The organism is Polaromonas sp. UBA4122 (assembly GCA_002381615.1).
Taxonomy (GTDB): domain Bacteria; phylum Pseudomonadota; class Gammaproteobacteria; order Burkholderiales; family Burkholderiaceae_C; genus Polaromonas.
Genome location: DFWY01000050.1, coordinates 1 through 20,754, shown reverse-complemented (window position 1 = coordinate 20,754; position 20,754 = coordinate 1). Strand labels below are relative to the sequence as shown.

The following is a 20,754-nucleotide window of genomic DNA, read 5'->3' as shown; positions in this document are numbered from 1 at the left end:
TACTGTGATACATCTTCATGGCCTGCACTGTGCGGGCTGCGATGTAATAAGCACCATGGACCGACCCGACCACATCCTGATCGTTGATGACGACGCCGAAATTTGCCACTTGTTGAGCCGGTATCTTGAAAAGAATGGCCTGCAGGCGAGCACGGTGGGTGACGGCCGCGCGATGTGGCGGGCGCTAGCCAGCGCCAACTTCGACCTGATCGTGCTCGACCTGATGCTGCCTGGCGACGACGGGCTTACGCTGTGTCGCACCCTGCGAACGAAATCCGACATTCCGGTCATCATGTTGACCGCTCGCGGCGATGAGACCGACCGCATCGTGGGCCTGGAAATGGGGGCTGACGACTACCTGCCCAAGCCCTTCAGCGCGCGCGAGCTGCTCGCGCGCATCAAGGTCATTTTGCGGCGCGCCCGCAGCCTGCCGCCCAACCTGCGGCCCGACGAGTCGGCAACGCTGCGTTTTGCCGACTGGGTGCTCGACACGGTCCAGCGCAACCTGATCTCCTCGATGGACGTGGTCACGCCGATCAGTGGGGCCGAGTACCGGCTGCTGCGGGTCTTCCTCGACCACCCCAATCGCGTGCTCAACCGCGATCAGCTGCTGGACCTGACCCAGGGCAAGGAGGCCGGGCCACTGGACCGCAGCATCGACGTGCAGGTCAGCCGCCTGCGCCATCGGCTCGGCGACGACTCGCGCGATCCGCAACTGATCAAGACTGTGCGCGGCGAGGGCTATGTGCTCGCGGCCACGGTGAGCAAGGAGCACTGATGCGCTGGTGGCCGCAGTCGCTGTTCGGTCGGTTGATGCTGGTGTTGGCTGGCGGCATGCTGGTGGCCCAGTTGCTGAGTGCGGCTTTCAATTTCGCCGAGCGCGACCGTTTGCTGCAGAAGACCAGTGGCATGCAGCAGGTCCAGCGCGTCACTGACGTGGTCAAGCTGCTGGACTCCCTGGGGCCGGCCGAGCGCGAGCGCATCGTCGCGGTATTGAGCGTGCCGCCGCTGGTGCTGTCCTTGCACGATGCGGTCATCGCCTCACCCGACGAAGCGGCTGTCGGACCGCGGGCGATGATGTTTACGTCGATGTTGCGCGCCGCCTTGGGTGATGCGCGTCCGATCCGCGTCGAGCCCGTCGAATCTTTCAACCCGGCGCGCTCGGCGGGCTCGGGCTACGGGCGGCGCCAGGCCATGATGGGCGGCGGGCCGGGCATGGACCACGCAGCCGCGCAGGGCGGCCCGGTGTTGCGCACCCAGGTTCAACTGCGCGACGGACGCTGGGCGCGCTTCGACACCGAACTGCCACAGGCCGCCGCGACGCTGCCCTGGCGCCTGGCGCTCACGTTGCTGCTCTTGCTGTGCGCGGTGCTGGCGCTGTCGTTTGTGGCGGTGCGCTGGATCACCCGTCCGCTGCATGTGCTGGCCATGGCCGCTGAGGGTCTGGGCCAGGATATCGACCGCCCGCCCCTGGATGAAGAGGGACCATTGGAGGTGCGCCGTGCCGCGCAGGCCTTCAACGCGATGCAAAGGCGACTGTCGCATTTTATTCATGACCGCACGCGCATCCTGGCAGCGATGTCGCACGACCTGAAAACCCCGATCACGCGCATGCGCCTGCGCGCCGACCTGCTGGATGACGATGAATTGCGCGAACGATTCGAGGCCGACCTGAAGGAAATGGAGGCCATGGTCACGCACACGCTTGAGTTCATGCGCGGCCTGGGCGGCAACGAGCCCCGGCAAGCAGTGGATGTGATGGCGCTGCTCGAGAGCCTCCAGTCCGACAACGAGGCCATGGGTCGCTCGGTGCGCATTGAAGGGCGCGCCCTTCAGCCCTTTGTTGCCGTGGCATCGCTGCTCAAGCGTTGCCTGGTCAACCTGATCGACAACGCCGTGCTCTATGGCGGGCAGGCCACGGTGACAGTCGAGGACACACCGCTGAGTCTGACGCTGCGCGTGATCGACGACGGCCCGGGTATTGCGGAGGCAGAATTGGAGAAGGTCTTCGAGCCGTTTTACCGGCTCGAAGGCTCACGCAGCCGTCAAACCGGCGGCACCGGGCTCGGGCTGACGATTGCGCGCAACATTGCCCAGACGCACGGTGGCGATATCGCGCTGCGCAATCGCCCGCAGGGTGGCCTGGAAGTTGTGCTCAGCCTGCCACGCAAAGCGGCCGTGGTTTGACCAATTCTTACGACAAAAACAGGCTCTGGCCCCCGAATATACTGCGCAAGCAGCTATTAAAAAAAGAGCGCTTTTAGCAGCAGCCGCTGCCTTCCCGCAGCGCGCACAGCGGGGCATATGCAGCAGACTCCAGCTGCAGCGTGATGTGACGAATCTCAAAGTGCTCGTGCAATTCGTGCTCGGCCTCGTGCAGTACGGCGCTGGCATCCGTGCCCTGATCTTTCAGCACCACATGCGCCGTCAGTGCAGTCTCGGAGGTGCCCATGGCCCAGACGTGCAGGTCATGCACCTCGCCGACTCCCGGCAGGCTCAGCAATAGCGTGCGCACGGCAGCCAGATCGACACCCTCGGGAACGCCATCAAACATCAGGTGCAGCGATTGTTTGAACAAATTCCAGGTGCCGACCACAATGATCACCGCGATGGCCAGGCTCATCACCGGGTCAATCCACGCCCAGCCCTGCCAGAGGTAGAGCGCGCCGCCAATCACCACGCCCAACGACACCAGCGCGTCGGCCGCCATGTGCAGGAAGGCACCGCGAATGTTCAGATCGCCTTTTCGGCCCCGCATGAACAGCAGTGCGGTGGCGGTGTTGATCGCAATACCGACACCGGCAACGGCGATGATGGTCCAGCCCTCGGTCGCCTCCGGCGTACCCAGGCGGCCCACTGCCTCCCAACCCAACGAGCCCATGGCCACCAGCAACAGCAGGGCGTTAAAGAACGCGGCCAAAATGGATGCCCGCTTCCATCCATAGGTGTGGCGCAGATCGGGCCGCAGCTTGCCGGCCAGCGCGCCGCCCCAGGCCAGCACCAGGCCTGCCACGTCGCTCAGGTTGTGACCGGCATCGGCCAGCAGCGCCAGTGAGTTGACCTTCCAGCCATAAAAACCCTCGATCGCGACGAAGGCGATATTCAGCGCGATACCGATGGCAAACGCGCGGTTGAACTCTGCGGGCGCATGATCGTGGCCATGGTCGTGTCCGGTGCTCATTGCCTGTCTCCTGCTTGCCCTGTCTGACCTGGTTCATTGGCTGACTTACGGCGCATCGTGCCGGCCAGATCGGTGCCGGGTGTCACGGTGTTGAAGACCGTTCCGTACTTCTTCACGTTCTCGTGTAGTAGATTGAGGCGCTGGTCTGACTCGTCGGTGTCCACCACGATCTCGTAGCGGATGGACTCCATCTTGGGCGGCACGTCCTGGCGCACGCCATGTACGCGGACCTCGACGCCGCGCAAATCGAACTTCAGGATGGGCGTGACGCGCTCGATGCCCTTGATCATGCAGGCCGACAGCGCGGCCAGCAGTAGCTCGGCCGGGTTGAAGGCATCGCGCCGCCCAGCCAGGTCGGTGTCGAGCGTGATCTGCGCATCCTTGCAATCGGCTTCGCTGCCATGTGCATCAACGCGGCGGGCCTTGACCGTGAACGTCATCTTTGGGGTATCTGTCATGAAAGCTTTCTTCTGTCAATGTTCGGATGAATGTGCGACCGCGATCTAGTTACGGGTCGAGGCTCAGGCGCCAACGCCGGGCGTGCGCAGGCGAGGGCCGAAGCGCCGCACCAACTCCAGCCATACGCAGCACAACGCCAGGAGGCCGACCTCGACGGCCAGCCCTGCAGGGCCGGGGAGTGCCAGGCCCATGACGTTTTGCAGCCAGGGAACGCCCAGCACCGCCGCGAGCAGCAGCCCCACGGCGGCGGCCATGCGCCACAGCCAGGGGTTGGGATTGCTGACGCCCATGATCGCCGGCCGCGTCAGGTCGCGGTTCGCCAGGATCAGCAGCAGCACGCTGAGCACCAGTGCGCTGAACACCATGCTGCGGCCTTGAGCGGCGCTCCAGCCTTGCTCTGCGAGCCAGGCATACCCGAGCAAGAGTAGCCCCGCGATGCCCAGGCCCTGCAGCACCGCATGGCCCAGCGGCGCGGCAGCAAACGGCGAGCTTGATACCGGGCGGGGCGGACGGTCCATCAGGCCGCTGGCTTCAGGCTCGGCCTCGAAAACGATCGAGCAGGCGGGGTCGATCAATAGTTCCAGCAACACGATATGTACCGGCAGCAGCAGCACCGGCCATTGCAGCAGCGCTGGCACCAGCGCCAGCGCGATGATGGGTACATGCACAGCAAAGACGAAGCGCGTGGCTTTGCGGATGTTGTCGTCGATGCGCCGTCCCTGGCGGATGGCCGCGACGATGCGGGCAAAACTGTCGTCCAGCAGCACCAGCGCGGCGGCTTCGCGTGCCACGTCGGTGCCGCGCTCGCCCATCGCGATGCCCACGTCAGCGGCTTTCAGCGCCGGCGCATCGTTGACGCCGTCGCCGGTCATTGCCACCACCTCACCGGCGGCGCGCAGCACCTGCACCAGGCGCAGCTTGTGCGCTGGCTGCAGCCGTGCGCACAGGTCCACATGCCGCAGGCGTTCGCGCAACGCCGCGTCGTCCAGCGCGGCGATCTCGGCCCCGGTGATGACCTCGGGGCGCTCTGACAGGCCCACCTGGCGCGCGATGGCGCGGGCCGTGGCAGGGTGGTCGCCGGTCATCATGATCACGCGCACGCCAGCGCGGCGGCACTCGGCCAACGCGGCAGATACCTCGGGGCGCGGCGGATCGGCCAGTCCGAGCATTCCGAGGAATTCGAAATCGAAATCATGCTGACTTTGCGGCCAGACTGGCTCAGTGTCCGGTGCGGCGGCTGCACCAGCCCAGCGCCCACGGGCTATGCCCAGCACGCGCAGGCCGCGCTCGGCCATCCCCTCGACCTGGTGTCGGATCGCCTCGCGCCGCTCGGCATCCAGGTGGCATAGGTCGGCCACCGCCTCGGGCGCGCCCTTGGTAGCCAGCAGGTGCTGCGATGGGTCGGCGCTGGCGAACACCCGCGTCATCGCCAGGATATCGCCCGAGAGCGCGTATTCGAACTCCGGCATGCGGCCATCGTGCACATGCTCGGTGCCCGCCAGCCAGCGGTGGCCGAACAGCTGGATTGCCTTTTCCATCGGATCGAAGGGGTCGCCCGGCGTGGCCAGCATCGCAAACTCGGCCAGTTCGTGAAAGACCTCGGGCAAGTTGGCCGCGCCGTCGGGAGTGAAGTGCGCGTCGGCGGTGGCGATCTCGGCCACTGCCATGCGGTTGACAGTGAGCGTGCCGGTCTTGTCCACCGCCAGCACGGTGATGGCGCCCAGCGCCTCGACCGCCGAGGCGCGCCGCGTCAGCACCTTTTGTTTTGAGATGCGCCAGGCGCCCAGCGCCAGGAATACGGTGAGGATGACCGGAATCTCCTCCGGCAGGATGGCCATCGCCAGCGCGATGCCCGCCAGCAGGCTGTCCAGCAGCGGCCGGCCGTCCCACCACCAGCCCAGCAGCACCTGAATGCTGGCGAGAACAAGCGCGCCCAGGCCAAGCCGGCGGACCAGTGTGCGCGAGGCCTGTTGCAGCGCCGACGGCGGCTCGGTGGTGGCCGCCAGGTCGGCACCGATACGCCCAACTGCCGTAGCGCTGGCGGTGGCGTGTACCTCGGCCAGACCAAGGCCTTTCGTGACCACCGTGCTGGCAAACACAAACGCCGTGCTGTCGCCACCGGGTTGTCCGAATGCGGCGTCCGCCGCGCCGGGTAACTTCGCCACCGGCACCGCCTCTCCGGTCAGCAGCGATTCATCCACCTCCAGTTGCCCATTGAGCAGCAGCGCATCTGCGGCGATGCGGTCACCTTCGCGTAGCACCAGCAGATCGCCGCGCGCCACATCGCGCCCGGCGATTCGTTGCTCTTGCCCGCCCCGGATCACCAGCGCGCGCGGCGCTGACAGGTCGCGCAGCGACTCCATCGCGCGTTGCGTCTTGCGCTCCTGCGCCAGCGTGATGCCGATCACAACGAACACAAAGCCGAGCAGGAACAGCGCTTCGGCCCGGTCGCCCAGCGCCAGGTAGATACCGCCAGCGGCCAGCAGCATCAGGAACATCGGCTCGGTGAGTACCTTTCGCACGATCGCCAGGGTCGATTTCGGTGTGCTGCCGGGTAGCAGGTTCGGGCCCTCGGCGGCCAGTCGGCGCGCCGCCTCGGCAGTGCTCAGTCCTTGGCGCTGTGGCCACCCGCTGGTCGATGCTGCCGATGACGCCTGAGGCCGCGCGGCGAGGTCGGGTTGCCCCGATTCACTTTCAGGCGTCGTCGCTGTCATACGGGCGCTTCATACACCGGCGCGAAGCCGCCGCCAGGCGTGCGAAAGTTGGTGGTCTGGCCCTGGTACAAGCGTGCCGCCACCCATTGCACCCGGCCGTCATAGGCATAGTCGCGCAAGTCGAACTTCAGCACCTGGGCCGGCTGCTGGTCCGAGATGACCCGCTCGCCAGGGCTGACCAGCGCCTGCGCGACATAGTCGCCTACGAGGATTTCCTGCCAGACACGCTGGGTCAGCTTGTCGCCGCGGTAGGCGGCATGGCCGCCGAAGCCCGCAAACGGCTTGAAGAAGAGTCGCTTGCGATCCCGCCACAGGCGTTCTGCATTCGCCGGGTCCACAATTTCCGTATGCGGAATGCCCGCCAGCAACACGTCTTGCGTGGCCTGCGGCACGCCCAGGGCCTGGAGCCGCTTGGTATCGCTGAGCAGGGCCAGGTTGCGCTTGTCGGCATACAAGGCATGCGCCTGGGGGTGCGGCGTGAGCACCATGGCGTTTTGCAGGTAGGCTTCGCGCAGTGTGGCGCTGGCGGGTGCCTCGAGCGAGAAATCCGTCAGACGGTTGTAGACCAGGTCGATGGCCAGCTCTCCATGCCAGAGCACGCCACCGCGCAAGCTGAACTCGGACGGGCCAGCGATTACCGCCTGCAGCCCATGGCGCTGGAACAATTGCTGGAACAGCACAAACTCGGGGTACAGGTACTGCTGCTCGGGGGCCTCGTCGACGATGGCGATGCTGCGCAGCGGCTGCGTATGACCAGAAAGAGACCACTCGTGGCGGAACATGGCCACGATGCTGGCTTCCAGCGCATCGGCCGTAGCCTGCGGCGGCACCAAGGACTCCATCGCCGGGCAGCAGGCGCGTTGCGCCCGCGCCAGTACGGCGTTGAGCATGGCGCCGCCTGCATTGGTGTTGATCTCGATGAGACCGAAGCCGCCCTCGGTCACATGAAAGTCGTAGCCGAAGAAAACGCTCCTCGCACCGCCCGGATGATGCCGCGCGATGGCGGGCGAGCGGGCCAATACCTCTTCGCGGTAAGTTGGCAGCGCGACCACCGACTCGATGGCCTGGATCAGCCTGGCCATGCGTGCCATGTGGGCCTGCGACACAAACACGGGGCGTGCCGCGAACAGATATGGACAACGTTGCTGCACTAGGTCAAACAGGCCCGGTTGGCCGATTTCAGATTCCAGCGCCACGCGCAGCGCGTCGGTGTCCAGGCTGATGCAGAAGCAGTCGCTGTTGAGTGTCTCGACCGATAGGGCTTCGAGCGATGCGATGACGGCGGGAGCCGCCGAGGGGTATGCAATGAGAGGGGTCATGAAGGGGATTCCGTTAGTCAATTCGCAATTCGCACTGCGCGATGCCGTGATGTTACGGATTGTCGGTCGATCAGAAACTGATCACCGTTGCAGCCTCGGCCGCAAAGCGGGGAAAAGCCAGTGCCGCCGACTCAAGCGCGATACCACGGGCACGAAAAGCCGCTTCGGCGCCGAATTTTTGCGCCAGCCCGATGCAGCTGGTCACGCGTACGCCTTGGTTGACCAGACTGTCGATTTGCGCGTTGAACTCGGTCCGGTCAGGCGCGGCGAGCACGGCTTCGGCCGGCCCGAACACATAGACTTCCAGTGCTGCGGCGCTGCCGCCCGGAGTCTGGTGCATGCGTTCGGCCAGCGCCGCAACGGTTGAGAGGGAAGGCGCGTCGTCATGGAACAGATGCAGAACAAGTTTGGACATATCGGTCTCCAGTTGAGTTTCGGGTTTTAAAAAATGCGCCGACCGCGGTGGAACACCACCACCTCTCCGGGCGGCAGCGCGAGCCAGGCTTCGTTTGTCGTCAAGGGCTGGGTGGCGATCAGGCTGACATGCTGGGCACCGTCTTGCGCGGGTTCCAGCGCCACGCGCAGGGACGCGCTGCCGAACGACTCGCGGGGCGCCAGGCACTGCCTTTCGATGTAGAACAACTTGGTCGAACAGTGCGCATAAAGGTACTCACTGTCGGACAGCAGGAAGTTGGCTGTGCCACCTTGCGCGAGCTCGTTGGCCCAGTTCTGGATGACCGGCAGCTTTTTGGGTACATTCAGCACCTCGTCGGGGGCCAGCGCACGGCGCAGGCGGTCCATCAAGGCGCAGAACGACCACTCCGAGTCGGTCTCGCCGAGCGGAAAATTCCACGCCGGTGCGAAGCGGCTATCGCCCAGAACGCCTGGCATGTCGCCGTTGTGTGCGAACACATGACAGGCGCCGTACAACTCGCGCGCGAACGGATGCGTGTTGGTGTAGGAGTTCACGCGCGGCACGCTGGCCAATCGAATATGCGAGAGCACGATCTCGCTGCGAAATTCCTGGGATTCGACGAAGCGCAAGCAGGCACTGTCTGAAGCGGGGGCCGCTTCCTTGATCAAGCGAAAGTCGCGCCCTTCCTTGAATGCGACGCCCCAGCCATCCTTGTGGGGCCCCAGCCTGCCTCCGCGTTCGCCGAAGACTCCGAGCGAAAACGTCGCGTTGGCAGGCCGTTCGCTGGAGAGCGCGAAGAGTTCACACATGGTGGGCCTGCCTCAAAGAAAGCGGCGCGCAGCCAAGGTGGGTGTGGTCAGCGGGTGGATTTAACATCATGGTTTTTCAATGCGTCGGCGCAGCAGCGCCACCAGCACGCCTGCTGACACGAGGGTCGCGCCGACCGTCCAGGCCAGCACGGACCCGAGCTCGCTGCGGTAGTACCAGGTGGCGATACTCGCCGCGATGAAGCCGATCTCGGTGGAGCCGAACACCACCGTCAGCCAGAACTGCATTTGCGTCATGCGCTGCTGGTAGCGGGTGGTCAGCGCAAAGCTGACTGTTTCCAGCCGGTCCATCAGCGCGTCGTACAACTCGACGATGCCGAACAGGCGCTCGCCGTCCTCGGCCACGGCGTCACCGAAGCGGGTGACCGCCAGGGTGGCACCGTAGTATTCCTCCAGCCCGTCGCTGACCTGTTGCTTGAGTTCGAGCAGGCCCTCAATGCTGGCTGGCGTGGATAGTGAAAGCCGCTCGTAGAGCTGCAGCAGCACGGCGCGCTCGACCAGAAGCAGCTCCAGGGTGATCAGATAGGGCACGGCGCTACGCGGCGGCAAGCCCGATGCCAAGGCTTCGGGCGCGGCATTGTCTTCGTTGCCGTGGATGTCCAGCGCGGCCCTGCGCCCCAGCAGCGTGATCCCGCCTTCGCGGGCGCAGTAGTCGCGCTCCAGCTCGGCGTCGATCACCTCGGGCTTGAGCGTGCGTGTCGAGCGGTCACGCCACAGCAGGCCGACAATGTCAGCGGCATGCCGCTCGGTCAGCGCAGCCAGTGCTTGGTCGAGCAGGCGCACGACGCTGCACGGCAGGTACTGCCGGTAAGCGTCGGACCCGCCGATGGCCTTATTCAGGGGCTGCAACGCCCGCCAGACGCGGGATGGCAGACTGCTTTCAGCCTGCTCGTCAAGCCAGGCGACCCAGCGTTGCGCGTCGAAGTCCTGCGGCTGGCCTGGCAACCAGACCTCCCACAGCGCCGCGCCGGATACATGCGTGAACAGGTGCACGTCGGCCGCGGTCGGGGCCTGTGGGTCGCCGGTCAACGGCTCCAGTGCGATACGCCCGATCGGCAGGTGAGTGAGCCGTCCAGCTTCGATGAACGCGCTGCCCAGGACATGCAGTTCGGTCTCGTCTCGCAGCGCCTGGTATGCGGCGAGTTCGTCCGCTGAAAATGGCTTCAGAGCCGCAGCCTGTGCTGCGGCGCCTGCTTCGATCGGTCTGACCCTGCGGTCGAATGACACCGTGAACAGCAACGCGAAACCGGCGACGGCTTGAAGCGTCGTCGGTGCAGAAGGCGATGTTGTGGTGCCTGTCACGCTGCCTTGGCGCTTGCGGTCAACATGGGCTGCTCGGCGCGCACCTGGCCCATGCGCGTGTGCATCATGTCGAGGACTTTATTGGCATTCATGGTGTGACGCTCCAGTGGAAGAAGAGATCAAAAAGCTGACCTGCGTCCCATGCTAAGGCATCTGGACGAATCGTACCGTCAGCTTGCGGGCCAGTGGCGCCGGAAGTGGATGACCGGCACGGCAATCACGTAGGCAAGCGCATAGGCCTTGGTCCAGGCACGCCGGAAGTCAGTTTGCCAGCCAATTTTGCCCAGCGTGATGACGAAGGTCATAAGGAGCGCCATCATTGCACCCATCAGCATCGAAAATACGAGGTGGAAGCGGTGGGAGAGTAGTTCTTTCACGGGGTAGCCGGTTCAGGTTCGAGGTTGAGCAAGCGCATCACAGGAGCACGGCTTGCGCGGTCCACCACAGGTCAACCGCAGCCATCAGCAGCGCGCCGTGCTCAGCAGCAGGACGATGCATCGGCAGCGTCAGCCGGTGTGCATCCAGACCCACAGCAGCCCGTCGAACAGGCACCCGCTTCAAGGCGTTGCCCGATTACCGGAAACCCTTTTTTCATCCACTTGAGGATGCCGCCGCTCATGTTGCTGACCTGGGTGTACCCGTGGTACTGAAGGTAATAGGTCGCCTTGAGGCTGCGGGCGCCGCTTTCGCACACCAGGACGATCTCGCGGTCCTTTGGCAGCTCGCTCCAGCGCTTCTCCAGCTCCAGCAGCGGAATGTTCACGATGGCCGGTACGTCGAACGTCAGGGCTTGTACCTCGCGCGGCTCGCGTACGTCCACCAGCAGCGCACCTTCAGTCGCCAGACGGCGCGTGGTGGTGGGGCAAACCTCTTTGGCTTCTTGCAGCATAAAGTTCTCCTGTCAGGTGTGAGTTGTGAGGTGTGAGGTGTGAGGTGTCAGGCCTGGGCCGTGAGCCATTGCTCGATCTTGTCGCGGCTGGGTACGCCGCCAGCGTGAACCACCTTGCCGTTGATGACGACGCCTGGCGTGGACATCACGCCATAGCTCATGATATCGCGCAGTTCTTCCACTTTTTCCAGCTTGACCGCGACCCCTTTGGCTTTCGCCACCTGGTCGATCAGTGCAATCGTGTTTTTGCAGTTGGCACAGCCGGTGCCGAGTACCTTGATGTCCATGAAGTTTCCTTTTGATATTGTTTAGAAGGGACTGGTGACGTGCCTCACAGCACGGCGTTGAACACATAGCCGACGATCAGGATACCGGTGGCGACCACACCAACGAAGGTGGCGATCAGCCGCACCTTGAGCACCTTGCGCAGGATGATCATCTCGGGCAGCGACAGCGCAATCACGCTCATCATGAAGGCCAGCACCGTACCCAGCGCCGCGCCCTTGGCCAGCAGCGCCTGCACGATGGGTATCACGCCGGCTGCATTGGTGTACATGGGCACGCCGATGATGACGGCCAGTGGCACCGACCACCACGCGTCCTTGCCCATGAAACTGGCCATGAAGTCTTCCGGCACATAGCCGTGAATCAAGGCGCCCAGTGCAATGCCCGCCAGGATGTAGGGCCAGACCTTGCCGACGATCTCACGCACCGCCGCAAACCCGCCTTCAATGCGGTCGCCCAGCGTGGTGTCAACAGCCTCGAAGCTTGCTGCTGTCTTGGGCATGTCGCGCACCCAGTCTTCCAGGTACGCTTCCATTTTCAGGCGTCCGATGGTCCAGCCGGCGACGATGGCGACCGACAGTCCCAGCCCCATATACAGCAGAGCGACCTTCCAGCCAAACATGCCAAAGAGCAGCGTCAGCGCTACCTCGTTAACCATGGGGGCCGAGATCAGGAACGAAAAAGTCACCCCCAGCGGCACGCCAGCCTGCACAAAGCCGATGAACAGGGGTACGGCCGAGCACGAGCAGAACGGCGTGACGATGCCCAAAGACGCCGCCATGACGTTGGCCACTCCTTCGGTGCGCCCCGCCAGCAGCAGCCGGGTGCGCTCGGGCGTGAAATAGCTGTTGATCATGCCCATGACAAACACTACACCTGTCAAGAGCATCAGCACCTTGGGTGTGTCGTAGAAGAAAAACTGCAGCGCCCCGCCCAGGTGGCTGGCCGGGTCCACCGGCAAGCTTGCGACCAGGGCTTCAGAAGCCGACGCGAGGGTCTGGTAGAGGCCCCACCAGACGGCAGCGGCCAAGGCCAGAAAAATGGCGGGCTGGCGCGTGGGCCAGCGCTGGAGGGATGAAGTGAGTGTGCTCATACTTGTGAAGACGAATGAGTTTGGCAAAAGACGCAGGAAACTGGATATTTTTATCCTGATCCATGCGCTGCTTCAGATACCCGCAGCGTCACCCGGCCTCGGCATTCTTTTACATCCAATGCAAAAAATTTAAGAAAAAGTGCTTCTAGCCCAATAGGGGATTGCGCTACAAGCTATTAAAATAATAGCAATTTGCAGGTCGGGTTAGCATGGATGCCGGCATCAATTGCGCGGCACAAAATCCGCCACGTGGCCTGCGTCGTCCAGCTGCACCTGGCAGACTTGCGTCATGCGCGCTTTCAGGCGCAGGCGGGCGCGCTGCAGGCGTGACTTGGCCGCGCTCAGACTCAAGCCCCGGGCGTTGGCGAAATCTGCCTGGGGCACGCCCTGCAGGTCGCACTGGGTAATGGCGTCGCGGTCCTCGGTACTCAACTCCGACAGCACACGCGGCAGGCAGGCCGTCAGGCTGTCCACCGTGTCGGTATCCTCCAGCGGCGCCGACAACTCCTCGGGTAGCTCCACCGTGTCACGTGCCACGCGCAAGCGGTCGGCCAGTATGTTGCGCGCGACCTCGAACAGCCAGGCGCGTGCGTTGTGTACGGAGCAGAATCGCTCACCCTGGCGTAGCGCCTTGATGAACAGGTCCTGTATCAGGTCATCGGCTTCTGCCGGGTTGCTCAGACGGCGACGCGCCCAGCTGCGCAACTCGGCTTCGTGAGCGCTCCAGGCAGTAGTCAAGCAGTTCATGGTGAGTCAATGATTGGCTGGATGCCGGCAGGCACGCAAGTCATGGAAGCCTGGCTGTCTATCAGTGGAAACTGGTGGGCGTCCGGGAGTTGATAGTGCCACCATTCATTGGGGTGATGAACAAAGCCGGCTTCCAGCATGAGGGTGAGTAAAACCATGCGGTTGACCTGAACGGCCGCAGGCAGAGCCACATGAAAATGATGTGATGCGGCAGTCATGGTGTCTACCGGCGTGCCCATGTCGAGCACTTGCCCGTCCGGTCCGATTAGCGTCAGGTCAAGGGCGACACCCCGCGTGTGGTTGGAGCCCTTGGCAGGGTCTGCGATATAGGCGGGGTTGGGCGAGAAGGCCCACAAGGCTTCTTGGGCCTCCTGCGGCCGAAACGCATCGAATATCTTTAGCTGAACCCCAAAACCTCTGGCTGCAGTGATGGCCTTGCGTAGGCACGCCTCGGCTTGCGGATGCAAAAAGCACAGGGCGTTGTCATAGAGCACCTGGCCGGTGAAGTTTCTTGGCCCTGCATAGATCAAATCGATGACGACACCGTGGATCTGATCGGTGATGAGCACGAGGGGTAGCTGGGTTTCCATATGTCCTGAAGAACTGAAGACCGGGGATTTTTCCCCAACGCGTCATTTGACCATGGACTGTTCCGGTGTGTGCGAGGCTGGGCGGGAGGCGCTGCCCCGTGCGATGATCACGGGCATCACAAAAGGTGATGGTTATGCGGTGGGGGTTAATCCCCAGCGAAGGAGTCTGCATGGAACTGCGCCAACTGCGTTATCTGGTCCGGGTGATTGAACTGGGCAGCATCAGCCGGGCCGCGCTGGATATGAATCTTGTGCAATCGGCTTTGAGCCAGCAGATCAGCCGGTTAGAGGGCGAGCTTTCGACCCGCTTGTTTCAACGAAGTCCCAAGGGGGTAGTTCCCACCGAGGCGGGGCTGGCTTTTTTTCGCGAGGCGCAACTGGTGCTGCGCCATGCGGAGCAAGCAGCGCGTGCGGCGCAGCAGGCGCGCCTGTCGGGGAGTGTCAGTGTGGGAATGGCCCCCACCACGGCCGCCGTGCTGGGTCTGCCGCTGATTCGGGCCATGCGCGAACGTTACCCCGATGTGCGCCTCCATATGGTGGAAAGCCTGTCAGGTCACCTGACAGCCATGCTCAACGCGCGTCAGCTGGATCTGGCCATGCTGTTCAACACTCATGCCGGACGCCGCTGGAGCGTGATGCCCCTGTTGGAGGAAAAACTGTTTTTGATCCAGTCGCGCCGGGGGTTGCTGGGGGAACCCGCAAACCGCATCAGTGTGGCGCAGCTTGCCGGGATGCCGCTGATATTGCCCACCGGCTCGCACGGTTTGCGCAGCACGCTCGAAAGCGCCTTTGCACGGGCCAAATGCACACCCACGCTGGTCGCCGAAATCGACTCACTGGCCATGCTGATGGATGCGGTCGACAGCGGCCTGGGATGTACGCTGCAGCCCTGGGCCGCGGTGAGCCGTTTCGCCGACGCGCCGCAGCGCTTTCATCTGGCGCAACTCACCGATACGCTGGCACGCCGATCCAACTCGCTGTGCAGCCTGTCTGACGACGAGCTCTCGCCCGCAGCTTTGGCGGCTCGAGTGGTGCTGGCGGATTGCGCGACCGAGGCGGTGCGTTCAGGCCGCTGGGTCGGGGCTCGGCTGGCCAGCGCCTGAGACCGGCCTGACCCTATAGCGGCTGCCATCACGATTTGTGATAGCCCCATGCCGCGCAACTCCTTTCACAGGCGGTGCTTCAGCGCTAAATTCCAGCCTTCAACGTTTTCAAACATCCGCCACGAGGAGACATCATGGATCTGCAACTTGGAGACAAAACAGCGCTGGTGACCGGCGCCAGCTCGGGCATCGGGCGGGGCATTGCGCTCGCGCTGGCGGCCGAGGGCGTCAGGCTGGCCATTTCTGCACGCCGCGTTGCGCTGCTCAACGAGGTCGCCGAGGAAATTGTCAGCCGGGGCGGGCACCGCCCGGTGGTCATTGAGTCTGATCTTTACGCTGAAGACGCCGCTAAAACCCTGACGGACGCCGCCATGGCGGGCCTGGGCGGTGTGGATATCCTGGTCAACAATGCGGGGGGCTCGCGCTCTTTTGCCGACCTGCATGTCAGTGAAGACCGCTGGCAGGAAGCGATTACCCTGAACTTTCACCGCCCCCGCCAAGTGGCGCAGGCCCTGCTGGACCAGATGATTGCGCGCCACTGGGGGCGCATCATCAATATCACCGGCAAGAGCGAGCCTGATCATGTCAATGGTGCGTTCTGCGCCAAAGCCGGCCTTCACAGCTGGGCCAAGGGTTTGAGCCGCATGGTCGGCAAGAACGGCATCACGGTCAACAGCATTCCGCCTGGGCGGATTAACTCAGAGCAGATTTTTCGCAACTACACCCCGGAGTACCGCCAGTGGCAGTGCGACAACGAAATCCCCGTGGGCCGTTATGGCGAGCCGGAAGATATGGCCCATCTGGTGTGTTTCTTGTCGTCGCCCCTGGCCAGCTACATCACCGGCGCGGTGATTCCTGTTGACGGTGGCTTGCGACGCTACCAGTTCTAAGCGTCCTCCAAGCGTCCAGCCGGTCTGCCAGTCGCACTGGCATTCACACAGATTAAGTGGAAATTAGGAGTTATTGGATGATTGACGTCCTGGTCATTGGCGGTGGCAATGCCGCGCTGTGTGCCGCGCTGATGGCGCGGGAAGCCGGTGCGAGCGTGCTGGTACTGGAGTCGGCACCGCGCGAGTGGCGCGGTGGCAACTCGCAGCACACGCGCAATCTGCGCTGCATGCACGATGCGCCGCAGGATGTGCTGACCGAGTCCTATACGGAAGAAGAGTATTGGCAAGACCTGCTTAAAGTTACCGGTGGGCAGACCAATGAGCACTTGGCCCGGCTGGCGATTCGGGAGTCGTCGCACTGCCGCGGGTGGATGCGCAAGCACGGGGTGCGGTTTCAGCCCTCGCTGTCGGGCACCCTGCATCTGTCGCGCACCAACGCCTTTTTCATGGGCGGCGGCAAGGCGCTGATGAACGCCTACTACCGCAGCGCGGAAAGGCTGGGCGTGCAAATTCGCTATGCGTCACCGGTCGATCGCCTGGAGTTGGAGGGTGGCCGCTTTGTGGCAGCGCACTGCGCTTCAGCGCGCATTGAAGCGCGGGCCTGTGTGGTGGCCAGTGGCGGGTTTGAGTCCAACCGCGGGTGGCTGCGCGAAGCCTGGGGCCAGAACGAAGCCGGTGAATGGCCGGCCGACAACTTCGCGATTCGTGGCACGCGTTTCAACATGGGCGTGCTGCTGCGCGACTTGATGGCCCAGGGTGCCGACACCATCGGCGACCCGACGCAAAGCCACTCGGTCGCCATTGACGCGCGCGCGCCGCTCTACGACGGCGGCATTTGCACCCGGGTGGATTGTGTCTCGCTCGGGGTGGTGGTGAACAAACAGGCCCAGCGCTTTTACGATGAAGGCGAAGATTTCTGGCCCAAGCGTTATGCCATCTGGGGCCGGCTGGTGGCGCACCAGCCCGGGCAACTGGCTTATTCGGTGATCGACGCCAAGGCCATTGGCCGGTTCATGCCGCCGGTGTTTCCCGGCGAAAAAGCCGATTCGCTGGAGCATCTCGCGCAGCAACTGGGCCTGGATGTGCCGGCCTTCATGCGCACCATGCAGGACTACAACGCGGCCTGCCGCGTCGGCACGTTCGACCATGCCGTACTGGACGACTGCCACACCGAGGGGCTGACCCCGGCCAAGACCCATTGGGCGCGGCCTATCGACACCGCCCCGTTTTATGGTTACGCGCTCAAACCCGGCATCACCTTCACCTACCTGGGCATGAAAGTCAACGACCAAGCCGCGGTGCATTTTGGCGGCCAGGCCAGTCCCAACCTGTTTGCCGCGGGTGAAATCATGGCGGGCAATGTGCTCGGCAAGGGTTACACGGCCGGTGTTGGCATGACGATTGGCACCGTCTTTGGCCGTATTGCCGGCACCCAGGCTGCCAGGGCAGCCATGAACAGGGGTGCGCATCATGCAGCAGCTTGAAGCCCTGACCCGTGAAGCCCGGGCGCTCGCAAGCGGCGAACTGCCGCTAACGCCTTACGAAGCCGAAGTGGGCCGGCAGCTGCAGATCTGCAATGCCTGCCGCTATTGCGAAGGTTTTTGCGCGGTATTCCCCGCCATGACGCGGCGCCTGGAATTTGGCAAGGCCGACATTCACTACCTGGCCAACCTGTGCCACAACTGCGGGGCGTGCTTGCATGCCTGCCAGTACGCACCGCCGCACGAGTTTGCCGTCAATGTGCCGCAGGCCATGGCTCAGGTGCGTGGCCAGACGTATGCCGACTACGCCTGGCCGCCTGCCTTGGGCGCCCTGTACAAGCGCAATGGCCTGACCCTGGCGCTGGCCCTGGCCGCCGGACTGGCGCTGTTCCTGGTGCTGGCCGTGATGATGAAAGGCACGCTGTTTCACGAACCGCTGGCGGGAAACTTTGATGCCATCTTTCCACATAATCTGCTGGTTTTGATGTTTACGCCGATTTTCCTGTTTGCCACGTTGGCCCTTGGCCTCGGGGTGCGCAGGTTCTGGCGCGACGTGTCGCCGGGCGCTGCATCGGGGGCCGCCGTGCTGGAGGCTACCTCGGATGCCTTGCGTCTGAAATATCTCGATGGCGCCAACCAGATTCAATCGGGTGAGCTGGCCGAAGGCTGCCCCAACCAGGACGATGCGCCCACCCTGTGGCGGCAGCGTTTTCACCATGCCACTTTCTATGGTTTCATGCTGTGCTTTGCCGCGACCAGCGTGGCCACGCTGTACCACTACGTGTTCAAGTGGCAAGCACCCTACGGTATCACCAGTGTGCCGGTGCTGTTGGGGACCGTCGGCGGCATCGGCTTGTTGGTGGGTCCTGCCGGTTTGTTGTGGCTTAACCTGCAGCGCCACGCCCTGCATGGCGACGCTGCCCAAAAACCGATGGATCGCGGGTTTATAGGACTGTTGTTTTTCACCAGTTTGACAGGGCTGGCCTTGCTGGTCTGGCGCGACACCTCTGCCATGGCGTTGCTGCTGGCGCTGCACTTGGGGATGGTCATGGCGCTGTTTGCGACCCTGCCTTATGGCAAATTTGCCCATGGCGTTTACCGGGTCGCAGCCCTGCTGAAATGGGCGATTGAAAGGCGCCAGCCCAGCCGGCTTCAACTGGGCGGTGATTAAGCGGTTTTTAGAAGACAAATAGGGCACTACCCCAATGATTACGGTAACGGCCAGCTATATAAAATATAGCAAAGGAAAGGTAAATGGAATAAAAAAATATGCTTATGAACCATTTTCAGTAGCAGCTGTTGAATCCGTTCAGATCGACAACAGAAGGCGTTGAGCCATGAAGACGGCAGAGACGAACCTGATGGATTTTCCGGAACGGTTTGGTACAGAGGCGTCCTGTACTGACGCGCTGGCTTCGTTGGTTGAAGTCGGCTAGACCCAGCGCCAGGCTGCGCGGGTCACGCTGCCCGACAAGGCGGGAAGATGGTTGCCGTGGGTGCCTATCGCCATCGGTAAACACCTTGACCGAGAAGCTTTGGTAAAACTGTGCGATCCGACCGATGACCTTGGCCAAGCGAGAGTGATGGTTGATCGGGTGTTCGCCCGCCTCTGACTGTTACGGTAACCTCGCTCATTCCGGACGCGAGACGATTCGCAATAATTTTTTACAACAGGAGACAAACCATGAAATTCCATAAAACCATCCTCGCTGCTTTTGGCGTGGCCGCCACCATTGCCCTGAGCGGTCCTGCCGCGGCGCAGGAACCCATCATCATCAAGTTCAGCCATGTTGCGGCGTCCAATACACCCAAGGGCCAGGCGGCAGACTACTTCAAGAAGTTGGTGGAGGAGCGAACCAAGGGGCGCGTCAAAGTCGATGTTTACCCGAACAGCTCCCTGTTCAAGGACAAGGAGGAACTGGAAGCACTGCAAATCGGCGCGGTGCAGATGCTCGCCCCCGTGCCAGGCAAGTTCGGCCCGATGGGGGTCAAGGAATTCGAGGTGTTTGATCTCCCGTACATCTTCAAGGACATCAAGGCGGTCCATCGCTTTGCCCGCGGGCCAGCGGGCACAGCCCTGCTGAAGAAGCTGGAGCCGCGGGGCCTGGTGGGCCTGTCCTATTGGGACAATGGTTTTCGCGTGATGAGCGCCAATAAGCCGATACGGACCCCCGATGACATGCGAGGCTTGAAAATGCGCATCAACTCGTCCAAGGTCAATTCCGCGATCATGCAGTCAGTCGGCGCATTGCCGCAAACCCTGGCCTTTTCCGAGGTGTATCTGGCCTTGCAAACAGGCGTGGTCGATGGGACAGAAGGTCCTTTGTCCAATTTGTATACACAGAAGCAATACGAGGTGCAAAAGCATGTTTCGCTGACTTACCACACCATTAGCAACTACGTGGTGGTCGCCAACAAGAAGTTCTGGGACGGCCTGCCAGTTGATATCCGTGCCACGCTTGAATTGGCAATGAAGGAGGCTACGGCATTCAACGACAAAATTGCCGAAAAAGACGAGGCCGAATCGCTGGATGCGATCAGGGCCTCCGGAAAATCCGAAGTCTATACCCCGACGGCGGCAGAGCATGAACTGTGGGTCAAGGCCATGTTGCCCGTGCACAAGGAAATGGCGTCACGCGTAGGTGGCCAACAAGTGATTGAGACGGTGCGTGCCGCGTCGACCCGCTGACAAGGCACGAATCACGTGTCCGCTGGCGTCGAAACCAGCGGACCTTTGTTGGCCGGCGTCGATGCTGTGTACCCTTTCATTTTCGGGACTTCACGTGAAACTACTTGACCATCTGGAGGAAGGAATCATCGCCTTCCTCATTGCGGCGGCGACGGTATTGATTTTTGTGGCTGTGCTACACCGCTTGCGTGTGACGATTGGCTCAAACAAAGGAATGCTGACCAGCCGGGGATGGTCTTTGCATGGCATCGCCAAAGAAGGCACTGCGGCCACACCGTGACCCACCTCCACCAGGCCCAACAGCGTCGTCACATGCTGGCTTCATAAACCTAAATCCGTTGGCAGTTGCCTTGGGTGAATCGAGCTGCCCCATACTCAGGCTAACCTGAAATGGTATTTGGGCATATAAAAGAAAGCGAACCTGTTGGTAACCCTCTCGGCGCTTACTCATGCCGGAGTGCCTCAATCGGGTCCATGCGGGCGGCCCGCCTGGCCGGGAAATAACCGAACAGCACGCCAATGCCAGCAGAAAAAATAAACGAAATCACGTTCACGCCCGGATTGAAGAGATAGGGCACTTTCATCACGCTGGACAGCCCCAGCGACGCGCCGGTGGCCAGCACGATGCCGATCAGGCCACCCAGCGATGCCAGCACCACCGCCTCGATCAGGAACTGCAGCAGCACCTCGCGCTCCAGCGCGCCAATGGCCAGGCGCAGCCCGATCTCGCGGGTGCGCTCGGTCACGCTCACCAGCATGATGTTCATGAT

Annotated in this window: 21 protein-coding genes and 2 pseudogenes; 8 read left to right on the top strand and 15 right to left on the bottom strand. The window is 62.8% G+C overall.

What is annotated here, in order from left to right:
• The first annotated feature begins 55 nt into the window (after positions 1-55).
• Both B3F77_RS06695 and B3F77_RS06690 read left to right on the top strand, forming a co-directional pair.
• Entirely contained in the window at positions 56-778 is a 723-nt protein-coding gene (locus B3F77_RS06695; protein ID WP_293604208.1) for a response regulator, read from the top strand.
• Positions 778-2,187, top strand: coding sequence for an ATP-binding protein (locus tag B3F77_RS06690; RefSeq protein ID WP_293604207.1), 1,410 nt, complete (start codon positions 778-780; stop codon positions 2,185-2,187). Before B3F77_RS06695 ends, B3F77_RS06690 begins: the two co-directional genes overlap by 1 nt.
• Positions 2,188-2,260: 73 nt before the next feature.
• On the opposite strand, the gene B3F77_RS06685 is transcribed toward B3F77_RS06690, so the two are convergent.
• The 13 genes from B3F77_RS06685 to ddpX all read right to left on the bottom strand — a co-directional run bounded on the left by B3F77_RS06685 (position 2,261) and on the right by ddpX (position 13,821).
• Entirely contained in the window at positions 2,261-3,181 is a 921-nt protein-coding gene (locus tag B3F77_RS06685) for a cation diffusion facilitator family transporter (protein WP_293604206.1), read from the bottom strand.
• Entirely contained in the window at positions 3,178-3,639 is a 462-nt protein-coding gene (locus B3F77_RS06680; RefSeq protein ID WP_293604205.1) for an OsmC family protein, read from the bottom strand. The genes B3F77_RS06685 and B3F77_RS06680 overlap by 4 nt, the downstream gene beginning before the upstream one ends.
• A gap of 63 nt (positions 3,640-3,702) precedes the next feature.
• A complete protein-coding gene (locus tag B3F77_RS06675; protein ID WP_293604204.1) occupies positions 3,703-6,354 on the bottom strand; it encodes a cation-translocating P-type ATPase in 2,652 nt (883 codons plus the stop codon).
• A complete protein-coding gene (locus tag B3F77_RS06670) occupies positions 6,351-7,673 on the bottom strand; it encodes a hypothetical protein (protein WP_293604203.1) in 1,323 nt (440 codons plus the stop codon). Before B3F77_RS06670 ends, B3F77_RS06675 begins: the two co-directional genes overlap by 4 nt.
• 70 nt (positions 7,674-7,743) lie before the next feature.
• On the bottom strand, positions 7,744-8,088 hold the full coding sequence (locus tag B3F77_RS06665) for a hypothetical protein (protein ID WP_293604202.1): 345 nt from the start codon (positions 8,086-8,088) through the stop codon (positions 7,744-7,746).
• A 26-nt stretch (positions 8,089-8,114) separates the two neighbouring features.
• On the bottom strand, positions 8,115-8,897 hold the full coding sequence (locus tag B3F77_RS06660; RefSeq protein ID WP_293604201.1) for a class II glutamine amidotransferase: 783 nt from the start codon (positions 8,895-8,897) through the stop codon (positions 8,115-8,117).
• A 66-nt stretch (positions 8,898-8,963) separates the two neighbouring features.
• On the bottom strand, positions 8,964-10,217 hold the full coding sequence (locus tag B3F77_RS06655) for a hypothetical protein (protein ID WP_293604200.1): 1,254 nt from the start codon (positions 10,215-10,217) through the stop codon (positions 8,964-8,966).
• 170 nt (positions 10,218-10,387) lie between these two features.
• Positions 10,388-10,594, bottom strand: coding sequence for a DUF2798 domain-containing protein (locus B3F77_RS06650; protein ID WP_293604199.1), 207 nt, complete (start codon positions 10,592-10,594; stop codon positions 10,388-10,390).
• A 101-nt stretch (positions 10,595-10,695) separates the two neighbouring features.
• Positions 10,696-11,106: a rhodanese-like domain-containing protein gene (locus B3F77_RS06645; protein WP_293604198.1), complete on the bottom strand. Its 411-nt coding sequence runs from the start codon at positions 11,104-11,106 to the stop codon at positions 10,696-10,698.
• Between the two features lie 47 nt (positions 11,107-11,153).
• Entirely contained in the window at positions 11,154-11,393 is a 240-nt protein-coding gene (locus B3F77_RS06640) for a thioredoxin family protein (protein ID WP_293604197.1), read from the bottom strand.
• 44 nt (positions 11,394-11,437) lie between these two features.
• Entirely contained in the window at positions 11,438-12,484 is a 1,047-nt protein-coding gene (locus tag B3F77_RS06635; protein WP_293604196.1) for a permease, read from the bottom strand.
• Between the two features lie 222 nt (positions 12,485-12,706).
• A complete protein-coding gene (locus tag B3F77_RS06630; protein ID WP_293604195.1) occupies positions 12,707-13,231 on the bottom strand; it encodes a sigma-70 family RNA polymerase sigma factor in 525 nt (174 codons plus the stop codon).
• Positions 13,228-13,821, bottom strand: a complete 594-nt coding sequence (gene ddpX / locus B3F77_RS06625) for a D-alanyl-D-alanine dipeptidase (RefSeq protein WP_293604194.1) — start codon at positions 13,819-13,821, stop codon at positions 13,228-13,230. The genes B3F77_RS06630 and ddpX overlap by 4 nt, the downstream gene beginning before the upstream one ends.
• Before the next feature lie 170 nt (positions 13,822-13,991).
• On the opposite strand from ddpX, the gene B3F77_RS06620 reads away from it, so the two are divergent.
• The 6 genes and pseudogenes from B3F77_RS06620 (at position 13,992) to B3F77_RS06595 (ending at position 19,984) form a co-directional block, all read left to right on the top strand.
• Complete coding sequence (locus B3F77_RS06620) at positions 13,992-14,924, top strand: LysR family transcriptional regulator (protein ID WP_293604193.1); 933 nt, start codon at positions 13,992-13,994, stop codon at positions 14,922-14,924.
• A 134-nt stretch (positions 14,925-15,058) separates the two neighbouring features.
• Positions 15,059-15,814 carry an SDR family oxidoreductase gene (locus B3F77_RS06615; protein ID WP_293604192.1) on the top strand — a complete coding sequence of 252 codons (756 nt, stop codon included), beginning with the start codon at positions 15,059-15,061 and terminating at the stop codon, positions 15,812-15,814.
• Positions 15,815-15,891: 77 nt separating this feature from the next.
• On the top strand, positions 15,892-17,298 hold the full coding sequence (gene tcuA, locus B3F77_RS06610) for an FAD-dependent tricarballylate dehydrogenase TcuA (protein WP_293604191.1): 1,407 nt from the start codon (positions 15,892-15,894) through the stop codon (positions 17,296-17,298).
• Complete coding sequence (gene tcuB, locus B3F77_RS06605) at positions 17,285-18,466, top strand: tricarballylate utilization 4Fe-4S protein TcuB (protein ID WP_293604190.1); 1,182 nt, start codon at positions 17,285-17,287, stop codon at positions 18,464-18,466. The genes tcuA and tcuB overlap by 14 nt, the downstream gene beginning before the upstream one ends.
• A gap of 229 nt (positions 18,467-18,695) precedes the next feature.
• Positions 18,696-18,809, top strand: a pseudogene (locus B3F77_RS06600) (IS1595 family transposase); the annotation flags it as partial.
• 170 nt (positions 18,810-18,979) lie between these two features.
• Positions 18,980-19,984 carry a TRAP transporter substrate-binding protein gene (locus tag B3F77_RS06595; RefSeq protein ID WP_293604189.1) on the top strand — a complete coding sequence of 335 codons (1,005 nt, stop codon included), beginning with the start codon at positions 18,980-18,982 and terminating at the stop codon, positions 19,982-19,984.
• A 183-nt stretch (positions 19,985-20,167) separates the two neighbouring features.
• Here the strand turns inward: B3F77_RS06595 and B3F77_RS06585 are convergent.
• Together B3F77_RS06585 and B3F77_RS06580 are read right to left on the bottom strand one after the other, a co-directional pair.
• Positions 20,168-20,305 (bottom strand): annotated as a pseudogene (locus B3F77_RS06585) (LysR family transcriptional regulator); the annotation flags it as partial.
• A gap of 122 nt (positions 20,306-20,427) precedes the next feature.
• A partial coding sequence (locus tag B3F77_RS06580; protein WP_293604188.1) for an ABC transporter permease occupies positions 20,428-20,754 on the bottom strand: 327 nt, incomplete at its 5' end.

Bases quoted from the DNA above. Each gene is read 5' to 3' on its own strand.
- B3F77_RS06620 (WP_293604193.1), top strand. From the start codon at position 13,992: ATGGAACTGCGCCAACTGCGTTATCTGGTCCGGGTGATTGAACTGGGC.
- B3F77_RS06615 (WP_293604192.1), top strand. From the start codon at position 15,059: ATGGATCTGCAACTTGGAGACAAAACAGCGCTGGTGACCGGCGCCAGC.
- B3F77_RS06695 (WP_293604208.1), top strand. From the start codon at position 56: ATGGACCGACCCGACCACATCCTGATCGTTGATGACGACGCCGAAATT.
- B3F77_RS06595 (WP_293604189.1), top strand. From the start codon at position 18,980: ATGAAATTCCATAAAACCATCCTCGCTGCTTTTGGCGTGGCCGCCACC.
- B3F77_RS06675 (WP_293604204.1), bottom strand. From the start codon at position 6,354: ATGACAGCGACGACGCCTGAAAGTGAATCGGGGCAACCCGACCTCGCC.
- B3F77_RS06665 (WP_293604202.1), bottom strand. From the start codon at position 8,088: ATGTCCAAACTTGTTCTGCATCTGTTCCATGACGACGCGCCTTCCCTC.
- tcuA (WP_293604191.1), top strand. From the start codon at position 15,892: ATGATTGACGTCCTGGTCATTGGCGGTGGCAATGCCGCGCTGTGTGCC.
- B3F77_RS06640 (WP_293604197.1), bottom strand. From the start codon at position 11,393: ATGGACATCAAGGTACTCGGCACCGGCTGTGCCAACTGCAAAAACACG.
- B3F77_RS06660 (WP_293604201.1), bottom strand. From the start codon at position 8,897: ATGTGTGAACTCTTCGCGCTCTCCAGCGAACGGCCTGCCAACGCGACG.
- B3F77_RS06630 (WP_293604195.1), bottom strand. From the start codon at position 13,231: ATGAACTGCTTGACTACTGCCTGGAGCGCTCACGAAGCCGAGTTGCGC.
- ddpX (WP_293604194.1), bottom strand. From the start codon at position 13,821: ATGGAAACCCAGCTACCCCTCGTGCTCATCACCGATCAGATCCACGGT.
- B3F77_RS06635 (WP_293604196.1), bottom strand. From the start codon at position 12,484: ATGAGCACACTCACTTCATCCCTCCAGCGCTGGCCCACGCGCCAGCCC.
- B3F77_RS06685 (WP_293604206.1), bottom strand. From the start codon at position 3,181: ATGAGCACCGGACACGACCATGGCCACGATCATGCGCCCGCAGAGTTC.
- tcuB (WP_293604190.1), top strand. From the start codon at position 17,285: ATGCAGCAGCTTGAAGCCCTGACCCGTGAAGCCCGGGCGCTCGCAAGC.
- B3F77_RS06670 (WP_293604203.1), bottom strand. From the start codon at position 7,673: ATGACCCCTCTCATTGCATACCCCTCGGCGGCTCCCGCCGTCATCGCA.
- B3F77_RS06690 (WP_293604207.1), top strand. From the start codon at position 778: ATGCGCTGGTGGCCGCAGTCGCTGTTCGGTCGGTTGATGCTGGTGTTG.
- B3F77_RS06645 (WP_293604198.1), bottom strand. From the start codon at position 11,106: ATGCTGCAAGAAGCCAAAGAGGTTTGCCCCACCACCACGCGCCGTCTG.
- B3F77_RS06680 (WP_293604205.1), bottom strand. From the start codon at position 3,639: ATGACAGATACCCCAAAGATGACGTTCACGGTCAAGGCCCGCCGCGTT.